The following is a 21,439-nucleotide window of genomic DNA, read 5'->3' as shown; positions in this document are numbered from 1 at the left end:
CCGCCCCCCGGGGGGCGCCCCCCGCCCGCCCCCGGCGGACCAACCGTGGGGGCGGGGGCGCGGGGGGGGCACGCAACCTCCGCCCGCGGCCCGCACCCACGATCCCGCCGAAGCGCCGTACGATATGCACATGGCACCCTTCACAGTCACTCGCAATGCGCTGATCCCCGCCGCGCCCTCCGACGTCTTCCCCCTCGTCAACAACTTCCACGAGTGGACCAAATGGTCTCCGTGGGAGGCCGTTGACCCCAAGCTGAGCCGGAGCTACTCGGGCAACGAATCCGGCGTCGGAGCCAAGTATGCCTGGAGCGGCAACAACAAGGCCGGCGCCGGAACCATGGAAATCGTCGGCTCGGAAGAGCCCGGCAAGATCGACATCCGCCTCGAATTCACCAAGCCGATGAAAGCCGTCAACCCCACGCGGTTCACGTTCGCGCCCGAAGGGGACGGCACCCGCGTCACCTGGACAATGACCGGCGAGAACAAGGGCCTCGGCAAAATCTTCGCTTTGTTCATGAACATGGACAAGATGGTGGGCGGCGACTTCGAAAAGGGCCTGGCCGCGCTCTCAGCGGTAGCCACCCGGAAAAACTCCTAGCTTCCCGGACGCAGGCCATGGCCGTCTACGTTGATCCGCCGCTGTGGCCCGCCCACGGGACCGTGTTTTCCCACCTCGTCTCGGACACATCGCTTGAGGAGTTGCATGCCTTCGCCGAGGCCGCGGGGATTCCCGGGCGGGCCTTCGACGGCGACCACTACGACGTCCCGGAACGCCGATACCAGGATCTCCTGTCCGCAGGTGCCATCCCCGTGGAGGCCCGGATCCTGGTGCGCAAACTGATCGCGAGCGGCTTGCGGATTCCGGCCCGCCAACGGAGCAACGCCCTCACTGTGCCCTTGCTGGAGCGCTGGAATTCCACCCTTCCGGGACATGAGGAACTGGGTTTCGAGCTTCTTGAACGCTGGGGCGAGGACCATCGGAAGTACCACAGCCGCACGCATTTGCTGGCGGTCTTGGAAGCCCTGGACCTCCTCACCGACCCCGGGCAGCCTGCACGCCCAGTAACGTTGGCCGCGTGGTTCCACGACGCCGTCTACGAAGGTATCGCCGGGCAGGACGAAGAGCAGTCGGCCAGGCTGGCCGAGGACCGGCTGGCCCTTGCGGGACTTGCCCGGCCAGTGATCGACGAAGTCGCCCGGCTGGTCAGGCTGACCTCCACCCACAGTCCCGAACCGGGAGACCACACGGGCGCCCTCTTGTGCGACGCCGATCTGTCCATCCTCGGCGCGGAACCCACGGCTTACGCCCGCTACCTGGCTGCTGTCCGCGAGGACTACGCCCACGTCAGCGACGCGGACTTCGCCGCGGGCCGGACCGCCGTCGTCCGTCAACTACTCACTTTGGATCCGCTCTTCCACAGCGAACGCGCAAAGGGCCTCTGGCTCGATGCCGCCCGCCGCAACCTGGAGGCCGAACTGTCATGACCACGGCGGGGACGGTGCACCGGCAGCTTCCGTTCACGGTGAGGTTTGAGTGGGGGCTCGACGGCGCCCGTGCGGTTGCGTCCGGAGCTGACCTCGCCGTCGTGGTTGACGTTCTCTCCTTCACCACCTGCGTCAGCGTCGCCGTCGACCGGGGCGCCATCGTGTTCCCCTACCCGTGGAAGGATGCCGGGGCCGAGGATTTCGCCGCCCACCACGATGCCCAACTGGCCGGACCGCGGGGAGGAGGCGGACTGAGCCTCTCGCCGTCGAGCTTGCGGGACGCACGGACGCTGAACCGCCTGGTGCTGCCCTCGCCCAACGGCTCCTCCATCGCGCACGAGCTCGCCCGGGAAGTCCCGCTTATCGCGGCAGTGTCATTGCGTAATGCAGCCGCCACCGCGGATTGGGTGGCGGCCGAACTCCCCGCGGATGCAGTGGTGGCGGTGATCGCAGCCGGCGAATTATGGCCCGGCGGCTCGCTCAGGCCCGCCGTGGAGGATCAAATCGGGGCCGGAACCTTCATTGCCGGGCTCGCTGCCGCAGGGCGGGGCGGCTTCACTCCGGAAGACGGCAGGGAAGGTTTCGCGCCGGAGGCTGGTGCCGCGATGGCCGTGTTCAACGCTGCCGAACCCCGGCTCCATGACGCCCTTCGAGGCTGCTCCAGCGGCCGGGAGTTGATCGGCGCAGGGTACGCCGACGACGTCGAGATCGCCGCCGAACTTGACGCCGGGACCGCCGTGGCCATCTTGAGGGACGGCGCATTCCAGCGGCCTTGAATGCCCTTCGGTGCGATTTCCATAGGGGCTTGCGCTTCATCTACTTAGCGATACTATGTACCAGTAGCTAGTATCACTGAGTAGTGAAAAGAGGTGTCCGATGGGCAGGCAGATGACGGAGATGCTCAAAGGGACCCTGGAGGGCATCGTTCTCGCCCTCCTGACCGGGAATCCCGCGTACGGGTACGAAATCACGACGCTGCTCCGGGGACAGGGCTTCACCGAGATCGCCGAGGGCACCGTTTATGCGCTGCTCGTCAGGATCGAGCAGAAAGGCCTCGTCGATGTCGAGAAGCGGCCGTCCGAGAAGGGCCCGCCGCGCAAGGTCTATTCGCTCAACGAGCAGGGCAAGAAGGAACTGGACGAATTCTGGAATACGTGGAGTTTCCTGTCTGAACGGCTGGAGCAGCTCCGAAAGGGAGGAAAGTGAACATGGCCGCAGGGTGGATCGAGCAGCTCACGGGATCGCTCGAACAGAAGAAGCAATACCGGCAAAACAAGGCGCGCGTGGAGCAGCTTCCCGCGGACTATCGCGCGGCGGCGACCGCGCTGGAACGGTACCTGATGTACTTCGGGGCCATCACTAAGGGCGACGTGCTGCTGAGGATGCTCGGCGACCTCACCGATCTCTTCGAACAGAGCGCCGCGGACGGAACGCCGATCCGCGACATCGTCGGCGAGGACCCGGTGGAGTTCGCCGAAACGTTCATGCGCAACTACACGAGCGGACAGTGGATCAACAAGGAGCGCGAACGCCTGGTCAAGGCAATCGACGCCGCTGCCGGAGACGATGGGAAGGAGAGATAGTCATGACCAGTGCATCCACCACCCGAGAACCCGCGATCCGCGTGCAGGGCATGGAAAAGTCCTACAAGGAGCTGCACGTGCTGCGCGGCGTGGACTTCGACGTGGCAGCGGGCACCATCTTCGCCCTTCTCGGCTCCAACGGAGCAGGAAAGACCACGATGGTGAAAATCCTGTCCACGCTCCTGCGTCCGGACGCGGGCACGGCCACCGTCAATGGATTCGACGTCGTCACCCAATCGCTGCGGGTTCGGGAATCCATCAGCCTCACCGGACAATTCGCGGCTGTCGATGAAATCCTGTCCGGTCGGGAAAACCTGGTGCTGGTTGCCAAGTTGCGCCACCTCAAGGACCCCGGCCAGGCGGCGGATGATCTCCTCGCGCGCTTCGACCTGTCCGATGCGGCATCTCGGAAGGTGTCCGCGTATTCAGGAGGCATGCGCCGCCGCCTTGACATCGCCATGAGCCTCATCGGGCAGCCCGAGGTAGTCTTCCTCGACGAGCCGACCACCGGACTGGACCCCGAAGCACGCATCGAGGTGTGGCAGGTGATCCAGGAGCTCGCCAACCAGGGCACCACGGTTCTGCTCACCACGCAGTATCTCGACGAGGCCGAACAACTCGCGGACCGGATCGCCATCCTTCATCACGGGCGGATCATCGCGAACGGCACTCTCGCCGAGCTCAAGCAACTCCTCCCGCCAGCGAAGGTGGAGTACGTCGAAAAGCAGCCCACCCTGGAGGATATCTTCCTCGCACTCGTGGGAAACGAGGGCAATGTCGCGTCAAGTAAGGACCAGTCATGAGCACACACTTCTTCGCAGACACGGCCGTCTTGCTGGGCCGCTCCATGCGTCACATCTTCCGCAGCGCGGACACCATTATCACCACTGCGATCACACCGATCGCCCTGATGCTGCTGTTCGTTTACGTGTTCGGCGGCGCCATCAAGACAGGCACGGAGAATTACGTCAATTACCTGCTGCCGGGAATCATGCTGATCGCGATAGCGTCGGGCATCGCGTACACCGCCGTTCGCTTGTTTTACGACATGCAGAGCGGGATTTTCGAGCGGTTCCACTCCATGCCGATCGCACGATCGTCCGTGCTGTGGGCGCACGTGCTGACTTCCCTCGCCGCCAACGGGCTCTCGCTCGTGATCATCGTGGTGGTGGCCCTCCTCATGGGATTCCGCACATCGGCAAGCCCGCTGGCATGGCTCGCCATCATCGGGATCCTGGCGCTGTTCACACTGGCTCTCACGTGGCTCGCAATCATTGCGGGCCTGACAGCGAAGTCCGTGGACGGTGCCGGCGGGTTCTCCTACCCGCTGATCTTCCTGCCGTTCATCAGCTCGGCTTTCGTACCCACTTCCACCATGCCGGGTCCCGTGCGCGCCTTCGCAGAGAACCAGCCGGTCACTTCGATCGTCAACACGATCCAGGACCTGTTTGAACAACGGCCGATCGGAAGCGACATTTGGGTCGCTATCGCCTGGTGCCTCGGGATCCTCGTTCTCGCGTACTTCTTCGCGGCGGCGGCCTACCGGCGCAGGATCAGCTAACTGCGCTTTAGCCTTTGTCCTTGATCCAGCCTAGAATCACGGCCTCAAGCGCGGGCTTCTTTGCCTCGAAGTCGGCTTCGTCCAGGAACCGCGCGACGCGGGAGACCTCGCCGTCGCCCTCCAACAGGCCCAGCTCATCGGCAATCGACGCCCCTTGGTGGAACATCAGCGTGACGTTCTTTTTTGACCGAGGGAAGAACGAGGCAATGTTTCCCTTGTACATGAACGTGGGTGCCTGCCACTTGATGGCCTCGGAAAGGCGGGGGTCCACCCCCATGACGAATTCCCTGATCTTTCCGACGAGTTCACGGTGCGGGTTGTCGTATTGCTGAAGCCAGTTGTCTACATCCGGATTTCGATTGCCCATGGCTGTAACCATAATCCCGAGCGCAACCGCGGGGCCGCCGAAGCGCTGTACTTCAGGCGGCGCCCGGGGCGTTCCTTAGAAAATCTGGCGGATATTGGTCTTCGCGAGGTCGATAAGCTGGTCGCCGCGGCCGGAAAGGACCGTCCGGATCGCGTAGAGCGTGAAGCCCTTGACCTGTTCGGCGCTGATCGCCGGCGGAATGGACAGTTCCTGCCGGGCCGTGCGGACGTCGATGAGGGCCGGACCGTCGTACTCGAAGGCTTCAGCCAGTCCCGCTTTCAGCCCGGAGGAGTTGTCCACCCGGATGCCGCGAATTCCCAAGGATTCCGCGAGTTTGGCGAAGTCCGGGTTCTCGAGCTCCGTGCCGTAATTGACGAATCCGGCGGCCTTCATTTCGAGCTCCACGAAGTTCAGCGAGGAGTTGTTGAAGACCACCACTTTGACGGGGAGCTTGTTCTGCACCAAGGTGATCAGCTCGCCAAGCAGCATGGTCAGGCCGCCGTCGCCGGCCAGGGCCACTACTTGCCGCCCGGGGTACGCGGCCGCCGCGCCGATCCCGTGCGACAGGGCATTGGCCATGGTTCCGTGGTTGAACGAACCCAGAAGCCGGCGTCGGCCGTTCATGCTCAGATACCGGGCCGCCCACACAGTGGGGGACCCGACGTCGCACGTGAAAACCGCATCCGGAGCCGCCAACTCATCCACGAGCCTGCCTACGAACTGCGGATGGAGGGGCTGCCCGTCCTTGGCCGGAGAGGCGAGATCGTCGAGCTTGGCACGCGACTTGGCGTAGTGCTTGAGCGAAGCACTCAGGTGTGTTCTCTTCGCCTTGCGCCCGATCAAGGGCAGAAGCGCAGCGGCGGTGTCCTTGACCGTGCCCACGAGGCCAAGGTCGATCCGGGCCCGCCTGCCCAGCTGCTCGCCCCTGACATCCACCTGGATGATTTTGGCGTTCTCCGGGTAGAACTGCTGGTACGGAAAATCGGTGCCCAGCATGAGCAAGGCCTCACAGCTCTCCATCGCGCGATAACCGGAGCTGAACCCCAAAAGGCCGGTCATGCCGACGTCGAACGGGTTGTCGTATTCGATGTGTTCCTTGCCGCGCATCGCGTGCACGATCGGCGCGCCGAGCGCGTCCGCCAGGGCCATGACCTCGGCGTGCGCACCCGCGGTGCCGGCGCCGGCGAGAATGGTGACCTTGCCGGCCGCGTTGAGAATATCCGCTGCCTCTGCGAGCTCCTGCGAGTTGGGCCGGATCTCCGGCCGGGCGGCGCGGATCACCGCTGTGCGGTCGCTTTGCGCCTCCGCGAGGGCGACATCGCCGGGAATTACGACGACGGCGACGCCTCGCTTCTCGACCGCGGTCCGCATGGCGATCTCCAAGACCCGTGGCATCTGGGAAGGATGGGCGATGTGCTCGACATAAACGCTGCATTCCCGGAACAACTCCTGGGGGTGCGTCTCCTGGAAGTACTGGCTGCCGATCTCTTCACTGGGAATGTGGGCGGCGATCGCCAACACGGGAACCCTGGACTTGTTGGCATCGTAGAGGCCGTTGATCAGGTGCAGGTTGCCAGGGCCACAGGATCCGGCGCACACCGCCAGTTCATCCGTCAGACCCGCCTCGGCTGCGGCTGCCAGCGCGGCGGCTTCCTCGTGCCGGACATGGACCCAGCGGATGCTCTCTTCCTCCCTCAGGGCGTCCGTGAATCCGTTCAGCGAATCTCCGGGGATCCCGTAGACGCGCTGGACGTTGTTGGCTTTGAGGGTGGCGACGATGTTCTTGGCAACAGTATTCCTGGCGGCGGACATGGACTGTTCCTTTCGAGGGGAGGCAGTGCAGACACGGCCTACGCTACTCCGGAACAGTCCATGGCGCCTGATGCCCGGCGTCGGGAGGGCTAACGGTAGGTGGTGACGAACGGGCGGTTGCTGGGCACGATCTGCTTGCCCAGCGGCATGAGCGATACCGGAATGAGCTTCAGGTTTGCGATGGCCAGCGGGATCCCGACGATGGTGATGGCCATGGCCAAGGCCGTGACCACGTGGCCGATCGCGATCCAAATGCCCGCAACCAGCAACCAGATGACATTGCCGAGGAGCGTAAAGACACCTCCCCCGCCGGGCTTTTCGATGATTGTGCGTCCGAACGGCCACAGCGTGTACGAGGCGATCCGGAACGACGCGATGCCCCACGGGATGGTGACGATCAACAAGCAGCACACAATTCCGGCCACAAAATATCCCAAGGCCAGAACGAAGCCGCCGAAGACGAGCCAGATGATGTTGAGCAGCGTTTTCATATCTCCCATTGTCCCTTGCCGCGTGCTGTTGGGGGCTAGGGGTTCGCCCTGAAATCTCCCTGATCTTCCGATCCCGGCTCACATATACGGCCCTTTCCTCCGACGCCCGCTCACAAACAAGGCCCTCCCGGCCAACGCCCGCTCACAAACAAGGCCCCCCGGGCCAACGCCCGTGGGACTTCCCGCGAAGGACTACTTGCAGTTGGCGCTCAGCCACGTGGTAACGGGAGCCATGGCTTTTTCGAACTTGCCGCTCGAGTAGACGGTCTGATCTTTCAGGCCTGCGATCGCAGTGTCCTTGAGATTTGTGAAATCAGCCTTGAGCGCGTCCGGGACGCGATCCGCAGTGGCGGCGAGCTCTGCCTTGTATTGCTCCAGCTCGGCGGTCTTTCCCTGCGCCGCAGACATTGGCAGCAACGAAGCTCCCGTCGCTTCCTTAGAGATGGTGGAGCACATCTCGGCTGCCGAGGCGAAGCCCCCGAATGGCCCCGATGAAGGAGTTGGGCTTGCGCTTGCGGTTCCGGAGTCGCCCGCAGAAGAGGACGACGGCGTGCCCGCCGCGGCGGAGCCCCCTCCCTGTGTGGAGCAGCCGGACAGCGCCAGTGCGGCGAAGAGGGCGACTGTCAGGTATCGGATCGGACCGTTAAGTGGTTTGGAAAGGATTTTCAAAGGTCGCATTCTGCTTGATCGTCTGTCTCCGGAACCGTTCGGTCTCCAGAGCAATGGCATTCTGTCCCCGCCGTGGAGTGTAGCCCGAACGGCCCCGGACCTTCCAAGTTGACTTCAGGACCCCTTTTAGACCGCTCCCTCTTCCCGCACCAGCAAGGTATCCAGTTTGGTGAACGAGGTGCCCCATCCTTCACGGGTCATTTCCACCCATTCGTCCGAGTCGAAGGGACCCTGTGTGATATGAAGCCGCGTACGGCCGCCGTCCAGTACCTCGAACTCAAGGCGCATTTCCAGCAAAAGTGTGATCCCGGCGTCGGGCTCTGCTTTCTGGGTGGCGACCAGCAGGGCGGGCGGATCGTACGCGGTGATGACTGCGTCGATGGGTGACTCCTTGGCGACGCCGTTCTCGTCCCAGGTCATGACGAGCTGCCAGACTCCGCCCACCCTGGGGTCGACGGCTATCCGGTCGCGTGGCGAATCCACGCCCACCGGCCCGAACCATGCCGCGAGCTGGTCGGGGTCAACGAAAGCTTGGAAGACGAGCTCGCGCGGGGCATCGAATTCGCGGGTCATGGTGAGAATGTGCTGTTCCGTGTTCATTGCTTGACTCCTGGATCCTTTGAATCGTTCTGAATCTTGCGTAGGTGGGCGTCGAGGCGGGCAAAGCTGGCATCCCAGAAGCGCCTGTATTTGTCCATCCATTCGGTGGCTTCGCGCAGTGGTTCTGCTTCCAATTTGGAAGACCTCCATTGCGCATTCCGGCTCCGGCTGATCAGCCCTGCATTTTCCAGGACCTTGAGATGCCGCGAGACGGCGGGAAGGCTGATGTCGAACGGTTCGGCAAGCTCGTTCACGGTGGCCTCACCCTCCGAAAGCCGGGCCAGAATGGCCCTTCGGGTGGGGTCGGCAAGAGCCGAGAAGATGAGACTGAGCCGGTCTGTGGACATCGCCAGCGCCTTCGTATTTAATACATCGGTTAATTAGTCGACGTGTTAAATATGCGACAGCGGGCGGCTACTGTCAAGAGTTTCTTTGGACGCCCGCTCACATCCGGGGGCAAAACCGCGGACGCTCGCTCACATCATCTGAGCGGGCGTCCGGCGAAAAGGCGATAAAGGTGAGCGAGCGTCCGGCGGGCGTCAGGCTTTTGCGGCCTGGACGAAGGAGCGAACGAGGTCGAGGTCCTTCACCCCGCGCGAGGACTCCACGCCGCTGGACACGTCGACGCCCCAGGCCTTGGCTTCGCGCGCCGCGGCTCCGACGTTGGACGCGGTCAACCCGCCGGCCAACAACCAGTGGCGCCCGCCCAGGGCCAGTTTAAGGACCGAGGAATAGTCCCATGCCTCACCCGAACCCGGCACAGCGGCGTCGATCAGGAGAAGTTCCTCGCCCCACTCCTCGAACTCGACCGGAGCGGCACCCATGGTGACGGCCCGGATGAGCCGCATGCCGGCGTCGTGCACGGTCTTAACGTCTTCCGGCGAGCGAGTTCCGTGCAGCTGGACCCATTCGAGACCGGCTTCACGGGCGGTTACGACGGCTTCGGCAGCTGCCTCGTGCCGGAAAACCCCGACGGCGGCGACACCTTCCGGGACATGGGTCAACAACTCTCGGGCACGGTCGGGCGATACCTCCCGCGGACTCTTCGTCAGCACGAAACCAACGGCGTCTGCGCCGGACTCGACGGCGGCCTGCACAGATTCAGGCGTGCTCAATCCGCACACTTTGACGAACATTCCGCGCCTCCAACCGTTTACCTTCCTACGACGTTAGCAAGGGCCTCAGGGTTTGTTGAACCGTGCCAAGATTGCACCGATGTTACGCGGGCGTTCAATTGGCCAAAGGCTGGCTCGGGCTAGGCTGGAGCGCATGGAGATCATCCGCTTTGCCGAGCTCAAACCCGAACCATGGCGCAACGGAGGCGGGGTGACCCGCGAACTCGCCAGCCATCCGAAAGCGGCGTCGGCGCAAGACGGAGCGTGGGACTGGCGGGTCAGCATCGCCGACGTCGGATCGGCCGGCGATTTCTCGACGTTCCCGGGCATGGAGCGAGTGCTTACCGTGATCGATGGCGAATTGCTGCTGCTCACGGTGGACGGCGAAGAACACCCGCTGGAAAAGTACCGACCGTTCCGGTTTTCCGGAGAGGCGGCTTCGGCCAGCGCACTTCCCACCGGCGACATCCGCGACCTCAATGTGATTGCCCGGGCCGGCGAATTCAAGGGCTACACGTCCATCATCGAGCTATCCAAGAAGCGCGCACACCCGGTGTTCGAAGGCCAGTTGGCTGTCCTTTTGGAGGGCAAGGCTTCCGTGAGTCCCGGCGCGGAGCCGGCGGACACGGCACCCGCGGACGGCTCGGACGGGGAGGCCGCCGCGGACGGGGAGGCTGGCGCGGCGACCGCCGAACCCGTTGAACTCGCCCGCTACGACGCCGTAGTAGGTTCCGACACCCGCAGCCCGGAAATCCTGGGCCGTGGATTCATCGCCGTCATCTCCATCGACCGTGTGGAGCATGCGCCCTCCTAGGTCCCAGCACTGGACATAATGCCAACATGCGCATTCACTGAGCCCACCACTGGACATGCCCCTCGTGGTGTCAGCAACATGCCCACTCGCTGAGCCCACCACTGGACATGTCCCTCATGGCGTCCGCAAAACACCCATTCACCGAGCCCACCACTGAACATGTCCCTCGTGGTGTCAGCAACATGCCCATTCACTGAGCCCACCACTGGACATGTCCCTCGGTGAGGCCCATGACCGCGCATGTCCCCTGGTGAGGCTCGCCACCAAAGCTGACCACCCGGCGTCGGGCTTGCTAGCCTCGAAGGAAGGCCCGCACAGGGACCTCCGGACGACGGATCAGTACCCGGCACGCGACAAGACTGGCCAAAGGATCGTCATGTCGTGGTTTATCCTCATTCTGTCCGGCGCGCTCGAGGCCGTCTGGGCCGCAGCGCTCCACCGTTCCAACGGCTTCCGCAAGCCGGTCCCCTCCGCCATCTTCCTGGTCACCGTGGTCGCGAGCACAGCAGGGCTTGCCTTCGCGATGCAATCCATCCCCACCGGAACCGCGTATGCCGTGTGGGTGGGAGTTGGCGTCGTTCTCACGGCCGCTTACGCGATGGTCACCAAAGTCGAGCGCCCGACGGCGGCCCGGCTGCTCCTGCTCGCCGGCATCGGTGCGTGCGTGGTCGGCTTGAAGGTGGTGGCGTAGCCATGACCGCTAAATTCGCGTGGGCCATACTGCTGGCATCCGCCGTGCTCGAAGCTGTGTGGGCGACGGCCCTGGGACTGTCCGACGGCTTCAGCCAAGCCCTCCCCACCGTGGTCTTCGCCGTCACGGCAAGCCTCAGCATGATCGGCCTCGGCATTGCAGTGAAGCGGATTCCCTTGGGCACGGCCTACGCCGTCTGGGTCGGGATCGGCGCTGCGCTGACGGTCGGCTGGGCGATGGCCACCGGCGTCGAACCGGCCAGCCCGCTCAAGCTGCTGTTTATTGCGGGAATCGTGGGTTGCGCGGCCGGGCTGAAGGTCCTTCCCCCTGAGAAGCGTGAAGAAGTGACGGAACCGGCCCGGTCGTAAGCCCGGAATACTCCCCGGCTCCCCGGAGTTGCCAGCAATGAGACGAACACTCTGCGAAGGAGAAGCACCATAGCCCGGAAACCACGAATGTACAGCTCGGCGATGGCTTGACCGTGAGCCCCCTCGGTTTCGGCGGGATGGCACTGACGCCCGTATACGGCGAGGTGGATCCCGCGGAATCCCTCAAAACGCTGCATCACGCCGTGGATGCCGGCATCAGCTTCATCGACACCGCGGATGTTTACGGTGCGGGCGACAACGAGGAACTGATCGCGAAGCTCCTGAAGGACCGGCGCGACGAGGTCCAGTTGGCCACCAAGTTCGGAATCGTGGGCAACCCGCGTGATGGCTACACCGATGTCCGGGGAGATACCGCGTACGTGGCCCAGGCGGCGGAAGCAAGCCTCCGCCGCCTGGGCACCGACGTCATCGACTTCTACTACATGCACCGCCGCGACCTCCGCGTTCCGATTGTGGAAACCGTGGAGGCCATGGCGGAGCTTGTCCGGGCAGGCAAGGTCCGGCACCTTGGGCTGTCCGAAGTGACAGCCGAGGAGCTGAGGGACGCCAACGCCGTGCACCCGATAGCCGCCGTGCAGAGCGAATGGTCCATCTGGAGCCGGGACGTTGAACGCAACGTCGTCCCGACTGCGGCAGAGCTGGGTGTGGGCTTCGTGCCCTATTCGCCGCTTGGCCGGGGCTTCCTCACGGGAACCGTCAGCGCCGATCAACTCGGCGAGAGCGATTTCCGGCACCGCATCCCCCGATTTGCCGACGGCGCACTCGACGCCAACCAAGCGGTTGTTGCCGCCGTGCGTGCCGTGGCCGCCGAGCTGTCCGAAACCAATGGCCGGGATGCAACCCCCGCCCAGGTGGCTTTGGCCTGGCTTTTCGCCCAGGGCCGCCGCCTCCAGCTCAGTGTGGTCCCCATCCCCGGAACGCGCAAAGCGCACCGGATCGATGAGAACCTGGGCGCCCTGTCGCTCGAGTTGAGCGCCGCCCAACTCGACGTGCTCGACGGCGCCGCGGACGCCGTCGTCGGCTCACGGTCCGCGGATCCCACCTGGGTTTCGCAGGGCCGCGAATAGGCGATAAGCCGCAGGAGGCTTCCGTAGAGTGGACGAATGGACTCACTCATTCATTCACTGCGTGACATCACCATCCGGCGAATCTCGGTCAGCGAGATGAACAACAACGTGTACCTGCTCACCGCCAAGGCGAGCGGCGCGCAGCTCCTCATCGACGCCGCGGACGACCTTCCGGCCATCCAGGCAATGCTGGCTGAGTCCGCCGGGGACACCACCGCCACGCCGAAACTGGCCATGATCGCCACGACGCACCAGCACTGGGACCACGTCCGCGCGCTTCCCGGGTTGGTGGAAGCTACGGGCGCGAAGACCTCGGCCGGAGTGGACGACGCCGAGGTGCTGCCCGTACCCGTGGACGTGCTGCTGCACCATGGCGATGTGGGAAACTTCGACGGTTTCGACATCACCGCGCTGCACTTGCGCGGCCACACTCCCGGCTCGATCGCCTACGTCTACCAGGACCCGGAAGGGCCCGCGCACATTTTCAGCGGCGACTCGTTGTTCCCCGGAGGCGTCGGCAACACCCAGAACGACGCCGCCCGCTTCACGTCGCTGCTAAACGATGTGAAGGAACGGCTGTTCGAGGCCTACCCGGACGACACCGTGGTACACCCGGGCCATGGAGATCCGACCACGCTCGGCGCGGAGCGGCCACACCTTGCGGAATGGCGCGAGCGCGGCTGGTAATCCCCAAGGGACATGCCCAGCCTTCGAGCCCAGGAGAGGGCATATCAGGAATATGTCCACTCCTCATTGCCCACGCTGAGCATGTCCAGCGGAGAACCTAGCGAACGGACGAGGGACATGCTCATTATTCGAGCCCAGGAGTGGGCATATCAGGAATATGTCCACTCCTCATTGCCCACGCAGAGCATGTCCAGCGGACAACCTGGCGAACTCGGCGGCCTATCGAGTGAACAAGGGACATGCCCCTACACCACAAGTAACCTAGCGGCCGCGGCGTTCGTTCGACGCCGGGGCCGAGGCACGGCGCGGGCCGCTGCGGGCCGGACGGCCGGAACCCGAGTTACCTGAGCCGGAGCCGTAGGAGCCACCGGAATTGCCACCCGTGTTCGAGGACCATACGGACTTGTTGCCGCTAGTACGCGTGGACGTAGCGGATTCCGTGCGCGGAGCCGACGCCGAGCGGTTACCACCGGATGCACGCTGACCCGTTGCCGGACGTCCGCTGCGACCACCCTGGCCCTGTGCGCCTGGAACGTCATTGCGGTGAGTGGAAGCAGCGTTGCCGCGTCCCCGCGAGCTACGGGCGACGTCGTCGTTCGCAGCAGCACGGCGTTCCGCGCGGTTGATGTCGGTACGCACGGGCTCGGCCGCGACCTTGCCACGGCCACCGCGACCACCCCGGCCACCCGCAGTGGGTGCAGCCTGGGTGGAACGGCGGTTGCGCTTGCGCTGGGCGTTGGCACCGGTGGAGGTACCGCCGCCCGGTTGCTGGGTCTTTGCCGCAAGCAGTGCCGCGCGGGTGCGCGGGTCAACCTTGTCGGCAACCTGGCCCACCAGCTCGGCAATCAACGGGGAGTTGGCCGTGACGCGCTCGAACGAAACGTCGACGCCGGCAGCCTTCATGAGCTTCTTGACGTCGGACTGCTGCTCGGGAAGCGTCAGCGTGACCACGGTGCCGTCGGAACCTGCACGGGCCGTACGGCCGGAGCGGTGCAGGTAAGCCTTGTGCTCTGTGGGCGGGTCGACGTGGATGACCAGCTCGACGTCGTCGACGTGCACGCCGCGGGCAGCGACGTCGGTGGCCACCAGAACCCGGACCTCACCGCTGGAGAACTCGGCGAGGTTGCGGTCACGGGCATTCTGCGACAGGTTGCCGTGGAGGTCGACGGCGGGGATGCCGCAGTCCGTCAGGGTCTTGGCGAGTTTGCGTGCGTGGTGCTTGGTCCGCATGAAGAGGACGCGGCGGCCGGCGCCGGACGCCAGCTCCACGATCAGCTGCTTCTTGACGGTCTGGTCGTTGATCACCAGGACGTGGTGCTCCATGGTGGTCACGGCGGCCTGGGGGTCGTCCACCGAGTGGGTCAGCGGGTTGGACAGGTAACGGTTGACCAGTTTGTCAACACCGTTGTCCAACGTCGCGGAGAAGAGCAGGCGCTGACCCTGGGTAGGAGTCATGTCCATGAGCTTCTTGACCACCGGGAGGAAGCCGAGGTCGGCCATGTGGTCGGCCTCGTCCAGCACGGTGATCTCGACGGCTTCGAGAGTCAGGATGCGCTGGCGGATGAGGTCCTCAAGGCGGCCCGGGCAGGCGATGACAATGTCGACGCCGGCGCGCAGCGCCTTTTCCTGGCGGGCCTGGGAGATACCGCCGTAGATGACCGTGGTGTTTAGGCCCATGGCCTTGGCGAGCGGCTCGATGGTGGCGTTGATCTGGGTGGCCAGCTCGCGGGTCGGCGCAAGGACCAGGCCCATCGGGCGGCCAGGCTTGCGGAAGTGCTTGGCTTCGCGCTCGGCGAGACGTGCCACAAGCGGGATAGCGAAAGCGATGGTCTTACCGGAGCCGGTGCGGCCACGGCCCAGGACGTCGCGGCCGGCGAGCGTATCCGGGAGGGTCTTGACCTGGATAGGGAAAGCTTCTTCGATGCCATCCGCAGCGAGGGACTCGGCGATGGCCTTGGGCGTGCCAAGGGCAGCAAAAGTAGTCATGTGTTTCAAGGGTCTTTCTGGCGGTGTCCAACGGACATCGTCCCCCGACGCCGGTTGGGCCAAGGGTTCGCCGAGGAAAAGTCAGTGATCGACCGGTAGGCAATAAGCCGTGGCCGGGACCAGAGAAAACGCGTTCATCGACGCAGGATGTGCCTCTCACATGAAAAAAGCCCACTTCCCAAGTTTGGAACCAAGCCAAATTCGGGAACTAAGCGGGCATCACTGCACATCAAGTAGATCTATCCTAGCATCCGCAGACAGCTGGCCTTTCCACGGGGTGCTTTTGGGCAGCCGTTGCCTCACGGGGGCACCTCCGGGCAGGCTTGAGGCATGACGCACCAGCACGACGGCGGAGCCCACCTTCACAGCGAACCCGACCGCGACGCCGACGCGGCGCAGTTTTGGGACGGGGTGTACCTGGAAAAGGCGAAGAGGTGGAGCGGCAATCCCAATCCGCAGCTGGTCGCGGAAGCCAAGGCCCTGGCTCCCGGAACCGCACTGGATCTCGGCTGCGGGGAGGGCGCGGACGCCATCTGGCTCGCCCAGCACGGCTGGACAGTGACCGCCGTGGATGTCTCCGCCGTCGCGCTTGAACGGGCAGAAGCCCATGCGGCCGACGTCGGGCTAAAGGACCGCATCGTGTGGCTTCAACGGAACTTCGGCTCCTGGCTCCCCGACACGGGCTTCGACCTCGTGTCCTCCCAATTCCTTCATTCTCCACTTCTTCCGTGGCGCGATTCGCTCGCTTCGGCCGCGGCCGCGGTGGCTCCCGGCGGTGCTTTGCTGGTGGTGGGGCATCATCCGGATGGCCTGACGCCGTGGAGCGGGCACAAGGACATGAAGGACAAGTTCTTCACTCCCGAAGATTTGGTCGAGGCACTTATGAGCGGCCCGGGCTCTTGGAGGATCAATGTTGCCGATTCCCGGGAACGCGCCGTGACGGGGCCGGAGGGCCAACATGCCACCACCATCGACAGCGTGCTCCGGGCCACCCGAGCGTCCTAGGCCCGCACGTCGTCCGCCTCGGGGGCGCTGTGGGCTTCGGCGTCCCCCGCAATTTCCGTACCCGAAGGTCGCCGGACGGTAACCCGCGGCGCAATGATGAGTCCGACGACGGCGATGGTCGATGTCAGCGCGAACACTCCCGCGAAGGAAGCCGCCGTCGTCGTCAGCGCACTGAAGACGAGTCCCGTCACGGCGAGCGAGAGGGCGCCTCCGAGGGAATCGGCGATGGACATTGCCGAACTGTTGAAGCCTTGGTCCTCGGGCTTGGAGAGGGCCAGGGTCATGACACTCAAGCGCGGGTACATCAGGCCCATCCCGGCGCCGGCGAACAGCCACCCTGCAATTGCTAGCGCGGGTGGCCACGAAAACAATGTGGTCACGAGGAGAATTGCCACCGAACCGAGCACCAGCGCCGAGCCAATCCGGACTGCCCGGGAATTGCCAAGCCTGGAGCCCATGCGGCCCTGCACCGCGGATGCCCCTGCCCACGCGAGCGCCGATCCCGTCAGCGCGAGTCCCGCAAAAGCAGGGGTGAAGGAGTATCGCTCCGTGAGGAGGTACGGCACGTAAACCTCGGCACCGAAGAAGGCTGCGGAAGCGGCTCCGCGCATCAAAATGACGCTCGGCAGTCCGCGGTGCGCGCCTAGCGTGCCGCGCGGAACCAAGGGCCTTACCGCCAGCATTGCGATGACGAGCGCGACGGCGGCAATCACCCAACCCACGCCGGGCACGTGGCCGGAGAGGTTCAGGCCGAGAACCGAAAGGGCTGCGAGCGCTGCCCATCCCATGCGGCCGAAAGCCCAGGGAACGTCGGCGGCTTCGGGCTTTGGAGTGTGTGTGGCGGCCGCGTCGGAGCCTTCCGCCGACCGCACGCCCCGCATGGCGGGGAGGATCATTGCCAGGGCCGGAACCACGAGGCCGACCACGCCAAGGAACACCCAGTGCCAGCTGCTCAGTTGGGCAACCACGCCGGCCGCGAAGGGACCGATCATCGAGGGAATCACCCAGGCCGCCGAAAACGCCGCAAAGACCTGGGCGTGCAACCTCGCGGGGTAAACCCGGGCGATCACCACGTACAGCGCCACGGTCATTGCGCCGCCGCCAAGGCCCTGGACCAGCCTGCCGGCGACGAGTATCGGCATGGAAACGGCCGTACCGGCGATGAGCAGCCCCGCCGCGAACAGCACCACGGAGGCATACAGCGGAGCGGACGGACCACGCCTGTCCGCCCAGTTCCCTGCGGCCACCATCCCGATCACACCGGTGGCGAGCGGCCCGGCGAACGCCAGTGCATAGAGTCCGGCACCGTCCAGCTCGCGGCTCACCAGCGGCATGATGGTGGTGACCGCCATGGATTCGAAAGCTGCAAGGAAGACCAACGCGCAGGCACCCGCTGTCGCCAGGAGATAGGGGCGTTGCAAAATGCCGGCTGTTGCGTCGTGGCTTGTCATCATCCCAGCCTAGAAGCCCGGTGGAGTTTGGGGCCACCCTCAAAATCCATTCAAGTGATTTATGTTTCACGAGAAATTAACTCTGGGCAAACACTGTACTAAATAGCCGACTATCGGTTGTTCCCGTAATCATTCCGTGATCAACTGCTTGGCGTGAACTTCACAAGACGCAACTTCCTGTCAGTTGCCGGATCTGCCACGGCCGCGACGCTTGTCACCGGCGCCTCCGTGGGAACCGCGCCTGCCGTGACCGCCCTCCCTCAACCCGGCGCCTCGGGAATCGACCACATCATTGTGGTGATGATGGAAAACCGCTCCTTCGACCATTTCCTTGGCTGGATGCCCGGTGCGGACGGAAAACAAGCCGGACTGACGTTCATTGACCGCTACGGGATCCCGCACACGACTCACCACCTGACGGATTACCAGGGCTGCGGGCATCCCGACCCTGACCATTCCTATGAGGGCGGCCGGATCCAGTACAACAACGGCAAGAACGACGGTTGGCTGCGGGCAGGCGAGAATGATGAGTTCGCCGTCGGATACTACGACTCGGGCGATCTCGACTTCTGGCGCCAAGCCGGCCCCGATTGGACTGTCTGCGACCGCTATTTCGCAGCCACCTTGGCCGAAACGTATCCGAACCGCTTCTATCAGCACTCGGCGGCCACGGACAGGCTCCATAACTCGACCGTCACCAGCACCATGCCCACGATCTGGGACCGCTTGGCAGCCGCCGGGGTGCAAGGGAAGTACTACTACGGCGACATCCCCTTCACCGCCTTATGGGGAACGAAGTATCTCGGAATCTCCAAGCCCTACGCCGAGTTCCTCAGCGACTGCAGTTCCGGCAAACTCCCCTCCGTGTCCTTCGTGGATCCGCGCTTCACGGACGAGTCCAGCGGAACCTCCGGCGATGACCACCCGCATGCGGACATCCGCTCCGGCGAACTGTTCCTCGCGGAGGTCTATAACGCCGTGACCAAGAGCCCCAACTGGGCGAACACCATGCTGGTGGTGAACTACGACGAATGGGGCGGGTTCTACGACCACGTGCCACCCGAAACAGCACCGGACAGCAATCCAGACACCGCCCGGCGCGGCTTCCGCGTACCGTCGATGGTCATTTCTCCACGCGCCCGCAGGCAATACGTGGCACATGGCACCTATGACCACACCTCGGTCCTGAAGGCCATCGAGTGGCGCTGGGGGCTTCAACCACTGACGCCGCGGGACAATGCCGCCCGCAACATCGCCGAAGTGCTCGATTTCCAATCAGCGCCCAATCTGGCCGCTCCGACATACCTTGTGCCGCCTTATGCCGCCGGTCCGGCGTGCTCCCCGGTAGGGCCACCGGCGGAAGAAGAGTGGGCCGGCTTGAAACAGAAAGCTCTCGCGGACGGATGGATCCTGCCATGACCTTCAAAACCTTCGCCATGTCCAAGATGCGGCTCGGTTTCGCTGCGCTGATGGTTGTCCTGCTGGGCGCCTCCTGCATCGCCTTCGGATTGCAGCAGACGGAAGCACAAGCGAGCGAACCCCAAACCGCCCAGAGCACCGGATATCTCCCGGGAGCCAAGCACGTGTTCGTGATCAATCTTGAAAACAAGGGATACGACACCACGTGGGGACCGGGTTCGGCAGCACCATACCTTTCCACCACGCTGCGCAACCAAGGCGTACTCCTGAACCAGTACTTCGGCACGGCACACAACTCGCAACCGAACTACGTCGCCCAGATTTCCGGCCAGGGCCCCAACCCGCAGATGCAGGCCGATTGCCAGACGTACTCTCCATTCGCGAAGACCGGGACAGCAGCTCCTGGCCAGGCCGTTGGAGATGGCTGCGTCTTCCCTGCCGATGTGCCCACGGTGGCCGGCCAGTTGACGGCAGCCGGCAAGTCCTGGAAGGGCTACATGGAGGACATGGGCACCCCATGCCGCCACCCGGCCCTCGGCGCACCCGATGACACGCAGAAAGCCAAGGTCGGGGACCAGTACGCCGCCCGGCACAATCCCTTCGTTTACTTCGCGGGGATCACGGGTTCCCCGGACTGCGCCAAGAACGACGTGGACCTCGGAGCCTTGAAGACCGATCTTGCTTCGGTCTCCACCACGCCCAACCTGTCCATGATCACGCCGAACCTCTGCCACGACGGACACGACTCCCCGTGCGTTGACGGCCAGCCCGGCGGCCTGACCAGCGCGGATGCATGGCTGAAGCAGTACGTTCCGCTGATCACCTCGTCTCCCGCGTTCCGCCAGGACGGTGTTTTGGTGATCACCTTCGACGAATCCGACAGCCCCCAATCGGACGCCTCCGCGTGCTGCGGCGAAGGCCCCGGACCCAATTCCCCGCTTCCCGGGATCGTCGGACAGGGCGGAGGCCGGGTCGGGGCCTTGGTCATCTCCCCCTTCACCAAGGGCGGCACGTGGTCCACGACGCCCTACAACCACTACAGCTTGCTGGCGAGCATTGAAGACACCTTCGGCCTTCCGCACCTCGGCTACGCAGGCACCCCTGGGCTGAACCGCTTCGGACTCGACGTCTACAACGCCGGCCTCTAGGCCGGGCCCGCGGCGGCCGGCACGACGGCGGCGGTCGGCACGACGGCGCCAGTCGGCACAACGGCGCCAGTCGCCGTCGAGTCCGGGTTCAGCATCCACCCGACCCGCTTGGCCGTGCTCAGCATCACGACGCTTTCGACGAGTTCGATCCCGGGAATGCGTTGCTGGATGGCAAGTTCCATCTCCAGTACCTCGGCCAGCGAGCGCAGCCACATGATGATCACAAAGTTGGTGCTGCCGGTGGTGGAGGCCGTGAACCTGACGTTCCTGACGGCCCGCAGCTCGCCGGCCGCAGCTTCGTGCTGGCCTGCTGGAACATTCGCGAACCACTGGCACGTGATGGGATAGCCGGAGAATTGCTGGGCGATTTCGCAGCGGAAAGACAGCATCCGGCTCGCGAGCACCCGGCCGAGCTGCCGCTGCACCGTGGCAGGGTGTCGCCCCAGGGCGCGTGCGATCTCCGCGGCGGAGGCCCTTCCATCCCGCGCGAGGAAGGGAAAGAGAGCCATGTGGCTCTCCGGGAGCGGGGTGACCTGCGCGTAGGGGGCGGATGGATTGAGCGCTTCCGGCCCGGCGAGGGCGCGCAGCGCTTGCTGCTCCGCCCGGCTCAGGACGTTGAGCCGCCACGCGTAGCCGCTCGTATGGATCCGGGTGCAGAGCGAGGTCCGGTACTTGGTGAGCCCCCGGATTTCCTTGAGCTGGGGCAATAGCCGGCTGCTGAACTCACCCAGGTCCTGGGTGATCACGGTGAGCATGAGGTCACGGTTGCTGGCCGCCTCCTCAACCGTGATGATCTCCGGAATCGCTGCGAGCGCGGCTGTGACCTCGGGCCTGAGGTGCATTTCGCAGTCCACGTCCAACAGGGCGAGGCAGGCGTGCTTGGGGTCGCCCATGAGGTGCGCCGTAGTCCAGGCGGCTCCGGACTCGCGAAGGCGCTCCCATCGGGAGGCCAACGTGGTGGCGTGGACGTCCAGGACCTCCGCGGCATCAGACCAGCTGATCCGCGGCGAGATCTGGAGGGCATTGATCAGCCGAAGATCCTCTTCACTGAGTTCCATCAGCGATCCTCTCCTAGGCAGTGCGTGATTCCTGTTAATTC

The 21,439-nt window shown here is 64.5% G+C and carries 25 protein-coding genes and 1 riboswitch; of the genes, 15 read left to right on the top strand and 10 right to left on the bottom strand.

Annotated features, from left to right (window positions below; all coding sequences use genetic code 11):
• Positions 1 to 130: 130 nt before the first annotated feature.
• The 7 genes from AB0O52_RS15730 to AB0O52_RS15700 all read left to right on the top strand — a co-directional run bounded on the left by AB0O52_RS15730 (position 131) and on the right by AB0O52_RS15700 (position 4,629).
• On the top strand, positions 131 to 598 hold the full coding sequence (locus AB0O52_RS15730) for an SRPBCC family protein (protein ID WP_364539156.1): 468 nt from the start codon (positions 131 to 133) through the stop codon (positions 596 to 598).
• Positions 599 to 615: 17 nt separating this feature from the next.
• The gene (locus tag AB0O52_RS15725) at positions 616 to 1,485 is read left to right on the top strand and encodes a DUF4031 domain-containing protein (RefSeq protein WP_364539154.1); all 870 of its coding nucleotides are present in this window, start codon (positions 616 to 618) and stop codon (positions 1,483 to 1,485) included.
• Positions 1,482 to 2,261 carry a 2-phosphosulfolactate phosphatase gene (locus AB0O52_RS15720; protein ID WP_364539152.1) on the top strand — a complete coding sequence of 260 codons (780 nt, stop codon included), beginning with the start codon at positions 1,482 to 1,484 and terminating at the stop codon, positions 2,259 to 2,261. The genes AB0O52_RS15725 and AB0O52_RS15720 overlap by 4 nt, the downstream gene beginning before the upstream one ends.
• 100 nt (positions 2,262 to 2,361) lie before the next feature.
• On the top strand, positions 2,362 to 2,691 hold the full coding sequence (locus tag AB0O52_RS15715; protein ID WP_364539149.1) for a PadR family transcriptional regulator: 330 nt from the start codon (positions 2,362 to 2,364) through the stop codon (positions 2,689 to 2,691).
• A 2-nt stretch (positions 2,692 to 2,693) separates the two neighbouring features.
• Positions 2,694 to 3,068 carry a DUF1048 domain-containing protein gene (locus AB0O52_RS15710; RefSeq protein ID WP_364539164.1) on the top strand — a complete coding sequence of 125 codons (375 nt, stop codon included), beginning with the start codon at positions 2,694 to 2,696 and terminating at the stop codon, positions 3,066 to 3,068.
• A 2-nt stretch (positions 3,069 to 3,070) separates the two neighbouring features.
• Positions 3,071 to 3,871, top strand: coding sequence for an ATP-binding cassette domain-containing protein (locus AB0O52_RS15705; RefSeq protein WP_364539147.1), 801 nt, complete (start codon positions 3,071 to 3,073; stop codon positions 3,869 to 3,871).
• Positions 3,868 to 4,629, top strand: a complete 762-nt coding sequence (locus tag AB0O52_RS15700; protein ID WP_364539144.1) for an ABC transporter permease — start codon at positions 3,868 to 3,870, stop codon at positions 4,627 to 4,629. The genes AB0O52_RS15705 and AB0O52_RS15700 overlap by 4 nt, the downstream gene beginning before the upstream one ends.
• A gap of 7 nt (positions 4,630 to 4,636) precedes the next feature.
• On the opposite strand, the gene AB0O52_RS15695 is transcribed toward AB0O52_RS15700, so the two are convergent.
• The 7 genes from AB0O52_RS15695 to AB0O52_RS15665 all read right to left on the bottom strand — a co-directional run bounded on the left by AB0O52_RS15695 (position 4,637) and on the right by AB0O52_RS15665 (position 9,704).
• Positions 4,637 to 4,996, bottom strand: coding sequence for a DUF1801 domain-containing protein (locus AB0O52_RS15695; protein WP_364539142.1), 360 nt, complete (start codon positions 4,994 to 4,996; stop codon positions 4,637 to 4,639).
• A gap of 75 nt (positions 4,997 to 5,071) precedes the next feature.
• On the bottom strand, positions 5,072 to 6,808 hold the full coding sequence (gene poxB, locus AB0O52_RS15690; RefSeq protein ID WP_364539139.1) for a ubiquinone-dependent pyruvate dehydrogenase: 1,737 nt from the start codon (positions 6,806 to 6,808) through the stop codon (positions 5,072 to 5,074).
• Positions 6,809 to 6,897: 89 nt separating this feature from the next.
• A complete protein-coding gene (locus AB0O52_RS15685) occupies positions 6,898 to 7,299 on the bottom strand; it encodes a YccF domain-containing protein (RefSeq protein WP_364539136.1) in 402 nt (133 codons plus the stop codon).
• A gap of 192 nt (positions 7,300 to 7,491) precedes the next feature.
• On the bottom strand, positions 7,492 to 7,968 hold the full coding sequence (locus tag AB0O52_RS15680) for a hypothetical protein (RefSeq protein ID WP_364539133.1): 477 nt from the start codon (positions 7,966 to 7,968) through the stop codon (positions 7,492 to 7,494).
• 126 nt (positions 7,969 to 8,094) lie between these two features.
• A complete protein-coding gene (locus tag AB0O52_RS15675; protein WP_364539130.1) occupies positions 8,095 to 8,568 on the bottom strand; it encodes an SRPBCC domain-containing protein in 474 nt (157 codons plus the stop codon).
• Positions 8,565 to 8,915: a metalloregulator ArsR/SmtB family transcription factor gene (locus AB0O52_RS15670; RefSeq protein WP_364539127.1), complete on the bottom strand. Its 351-nt coding sequence runs from the start codon at positions 8,913 to 8,915 to the stop codon at positions 8,565 to 8,567. Before AB0O52_RS15670 ends, AB0O52_RS15675 begins: the two co-directional genes overlap by 4 nt.
• 192 nt (positions 8,916 to 9,107) lie before the next feature.
• Positions 9,108 to 9,704: a phosphoribosylanthranilate isomerase gene (locus AB0O52_RS15665; RefSeq protein ID WP_364539124.1), complete on the bottom strand. Its 597-nt coding sequence runs from the start codon at positions 9,702 to 9,704 to the stop codon at positions 9,108 to 9,110.
• Positions 9,705 to 9,837: 133 nt separating this feature from the next.
• On the opposite strand from AB0O52_RS15665, the gene AB0O52_RS15660 reads away from it, so the two are divergent.
• The 5 genes from AB0O52_RS15660 (at position 9,838) to AB0O52_RS15640 (ending at position 13,331) form a co-directional block, all read left to right on the top strand.
• Complete coding sequence (locus tag AB0O52_RS15660) at positions 9,838 to 10,497, top strand: HutD family protein (protein WP_364539122.1); 660 nt, start codon at positions 9,838 to 9,840, stop codon at positions 10,495 to 10,497.
• 302 nt (positions 10,498 to 10,799) lie between these two features.
• A riboswitch (guanidine-III (ykkC-III) riboswitch) is annotated at positions 10,800 to 10,865 on the top strand.
• Positions 10,866 to 10,873: 8 nt separating this feature from the next.
• A complete protein-coding gene (locus AB0O52_RS15655) occupies positions 10,874 to 11,188 on the top strand; it encodes a multidrug efflux SMR transporter (protein WP_364539119.1) in 315 nt (104 codons plus the stop codon).
• Positions 11,189 to 11,190: 2 nt separating this feature from the next.
• Positions 11,191 to 11,556, top strand: a complete 366-nt coding sequence (locus AB0O52_RS15650) for a multidrug efflux SMR transporter (RefSeq protein WP_364539117.1) — start codon at positions 11,191 to 11,193, stop codon at positions 11,554 to 11,556.
• A 113-nt stretch (positions 11,557 to 11,669) separates the two neighbouring features.
• Positions 11,670 to 12,644, top strand: coding sequence for an aldo/keto reductase (locus tag AB0O52_RS15645; RefSeq protein ID WP_364539115.1), 975 nt, complete (start codon positions 11,670 to 11,672; stop codon positions 12,642 to 12,644).
• Positions 12,645 to 12,680: 36 nt separating this feature from the next.
• On the top strand, positions 12,681 to 13,331 hold the full coding sequence (locus AB0O52_RS15640; protein ID WP_364539112.1) for an MBL fold metallo-hydrolase: 651 nt from the start codon (positions 12,681 to 12,683) through the stop codon (positions 13,329 to 13,331).
• Between the two features lie 261 nt (positions 13,332 to 13,592).
• On the opposite strand, the gene AB0O52_RS15635 is transcribed toward AB0O52_RS15640, so the two are convergent.
• Positions 13,593 to 15,317 (bottom strand): DEAD/DEAH box helicase, encoded by a 1,725-nt coding sequence (locus AB0O52_RS15635; RefSeq protein ID WP_364539109.1) that lies wholly within the window; start codon positions 15,315 to 15,317, stop codon positions 13,593 to 13,595.
• A 330-nt stretch (positions 15,318 to 15,647) separates the two neighbouring features.
• Here AB0O52_RS15635 and AB0O52_RS15630 point away from each other — a divergent pair, with 330 nt between their 5' ends.
• Positions 15,648 to 16,322: a class I SAM-dependent methyltransferase gene (locus tag AB0O52_RS15630; RefSeq protein WP_364539107.1), complete on the top strand. Its 675-nt coding sequence runs from the start codon at positions 15,648 to 15,650 to the stop codon at positions 16,320 to 16,322.
• On the opposite strand, the gene AB0O52_RS15625 is transcribed toward AB0O52_RS15630, so the two are convergent.
• A complete protein-coding gene (locus tag AB0O52_RS15625) occupies positions 16,319 to 17,773 on the bottom strand; it encodes an MFS transporter (protein WP_364539104.1) in 1,455 nt (484 codons plus the stop codon). The two genes, AB0O52_RS15630 and AB0O52_RS15625, sit on opposite strands and share 4 nt — an antisense overlap.
• 153 nt (positions 17,774 to 17,926) lie before the next feature.
• Here AB0O52_RS15625 and AB0O52_RS15620 point away from each other — a divergent pair, with 153 nt between their 5' ends.
• The gene (locus tag AB0O52_RS15620; protein WP_364539101.1) at positions 17,927 to 19,192 is read left to right on the top strand and encodes an alkaline phosphatase family protein; all 1,266 of its coding nucleotides are present in this window, start codon (positions 17,927 to 17,929) and stop codon (positions 19,190 to 19,192) included.
• The gene (locus AB0O52_RS15615) at positions 19,189 to 20,340 is read left to right on the top strand and encodes an alkaline phosphatase family protein (RefSeq protein ID WP_364539099.1); all 1,152 of its coding nucleotides are present in this window, start codon (positions 19,189 to 19,191) and stop codon (positions 20,338 to 20,340) included. The genes AB0O52_RS15620 and AB0O52_RS15615 overlap by 4 nt, the downstream gene beginning before the upstream one ends.
• On the opposite strand, the gene AB0O52_RS15610 is transcribed toward AB0O52_RS15615, so the two are convergent.
• Positions 20,337 to 21,398 carry an Lrp/AsnC family transcriptional regulator gene (locus AB0O52_RS15610; RefSeq protein ID WP_364539096.1) on the bottom strand — a complete coding sequence of 354 codons (1,062 nt, stop codon included), beginning with the start codon at positions 21,396 to 21,398 and terminating at the stop codon, positions 20,337 to 20,339. The genes AB0O52_RS15615 and AB0O52_RS15610 overlap by 4 nt on opposite strands.
• Positions 21,399 to 21,439 lie beyond the last annotated feature (41 nt).

The organism is Arthrobacter sp. NPDC080073, assembly GCF_040686575.1.
Taxonomy (GTDB): Bacteria; Actinomycetota; Actinomycetes; order Actinomycetales; family Micrococcaceae; genus Arthrobacter.
The sequence above is the reverse complement of the archived record's forward strand: the minus strand, read 5'-3'. Positions and strand labels throughout refer to the sequence as shown.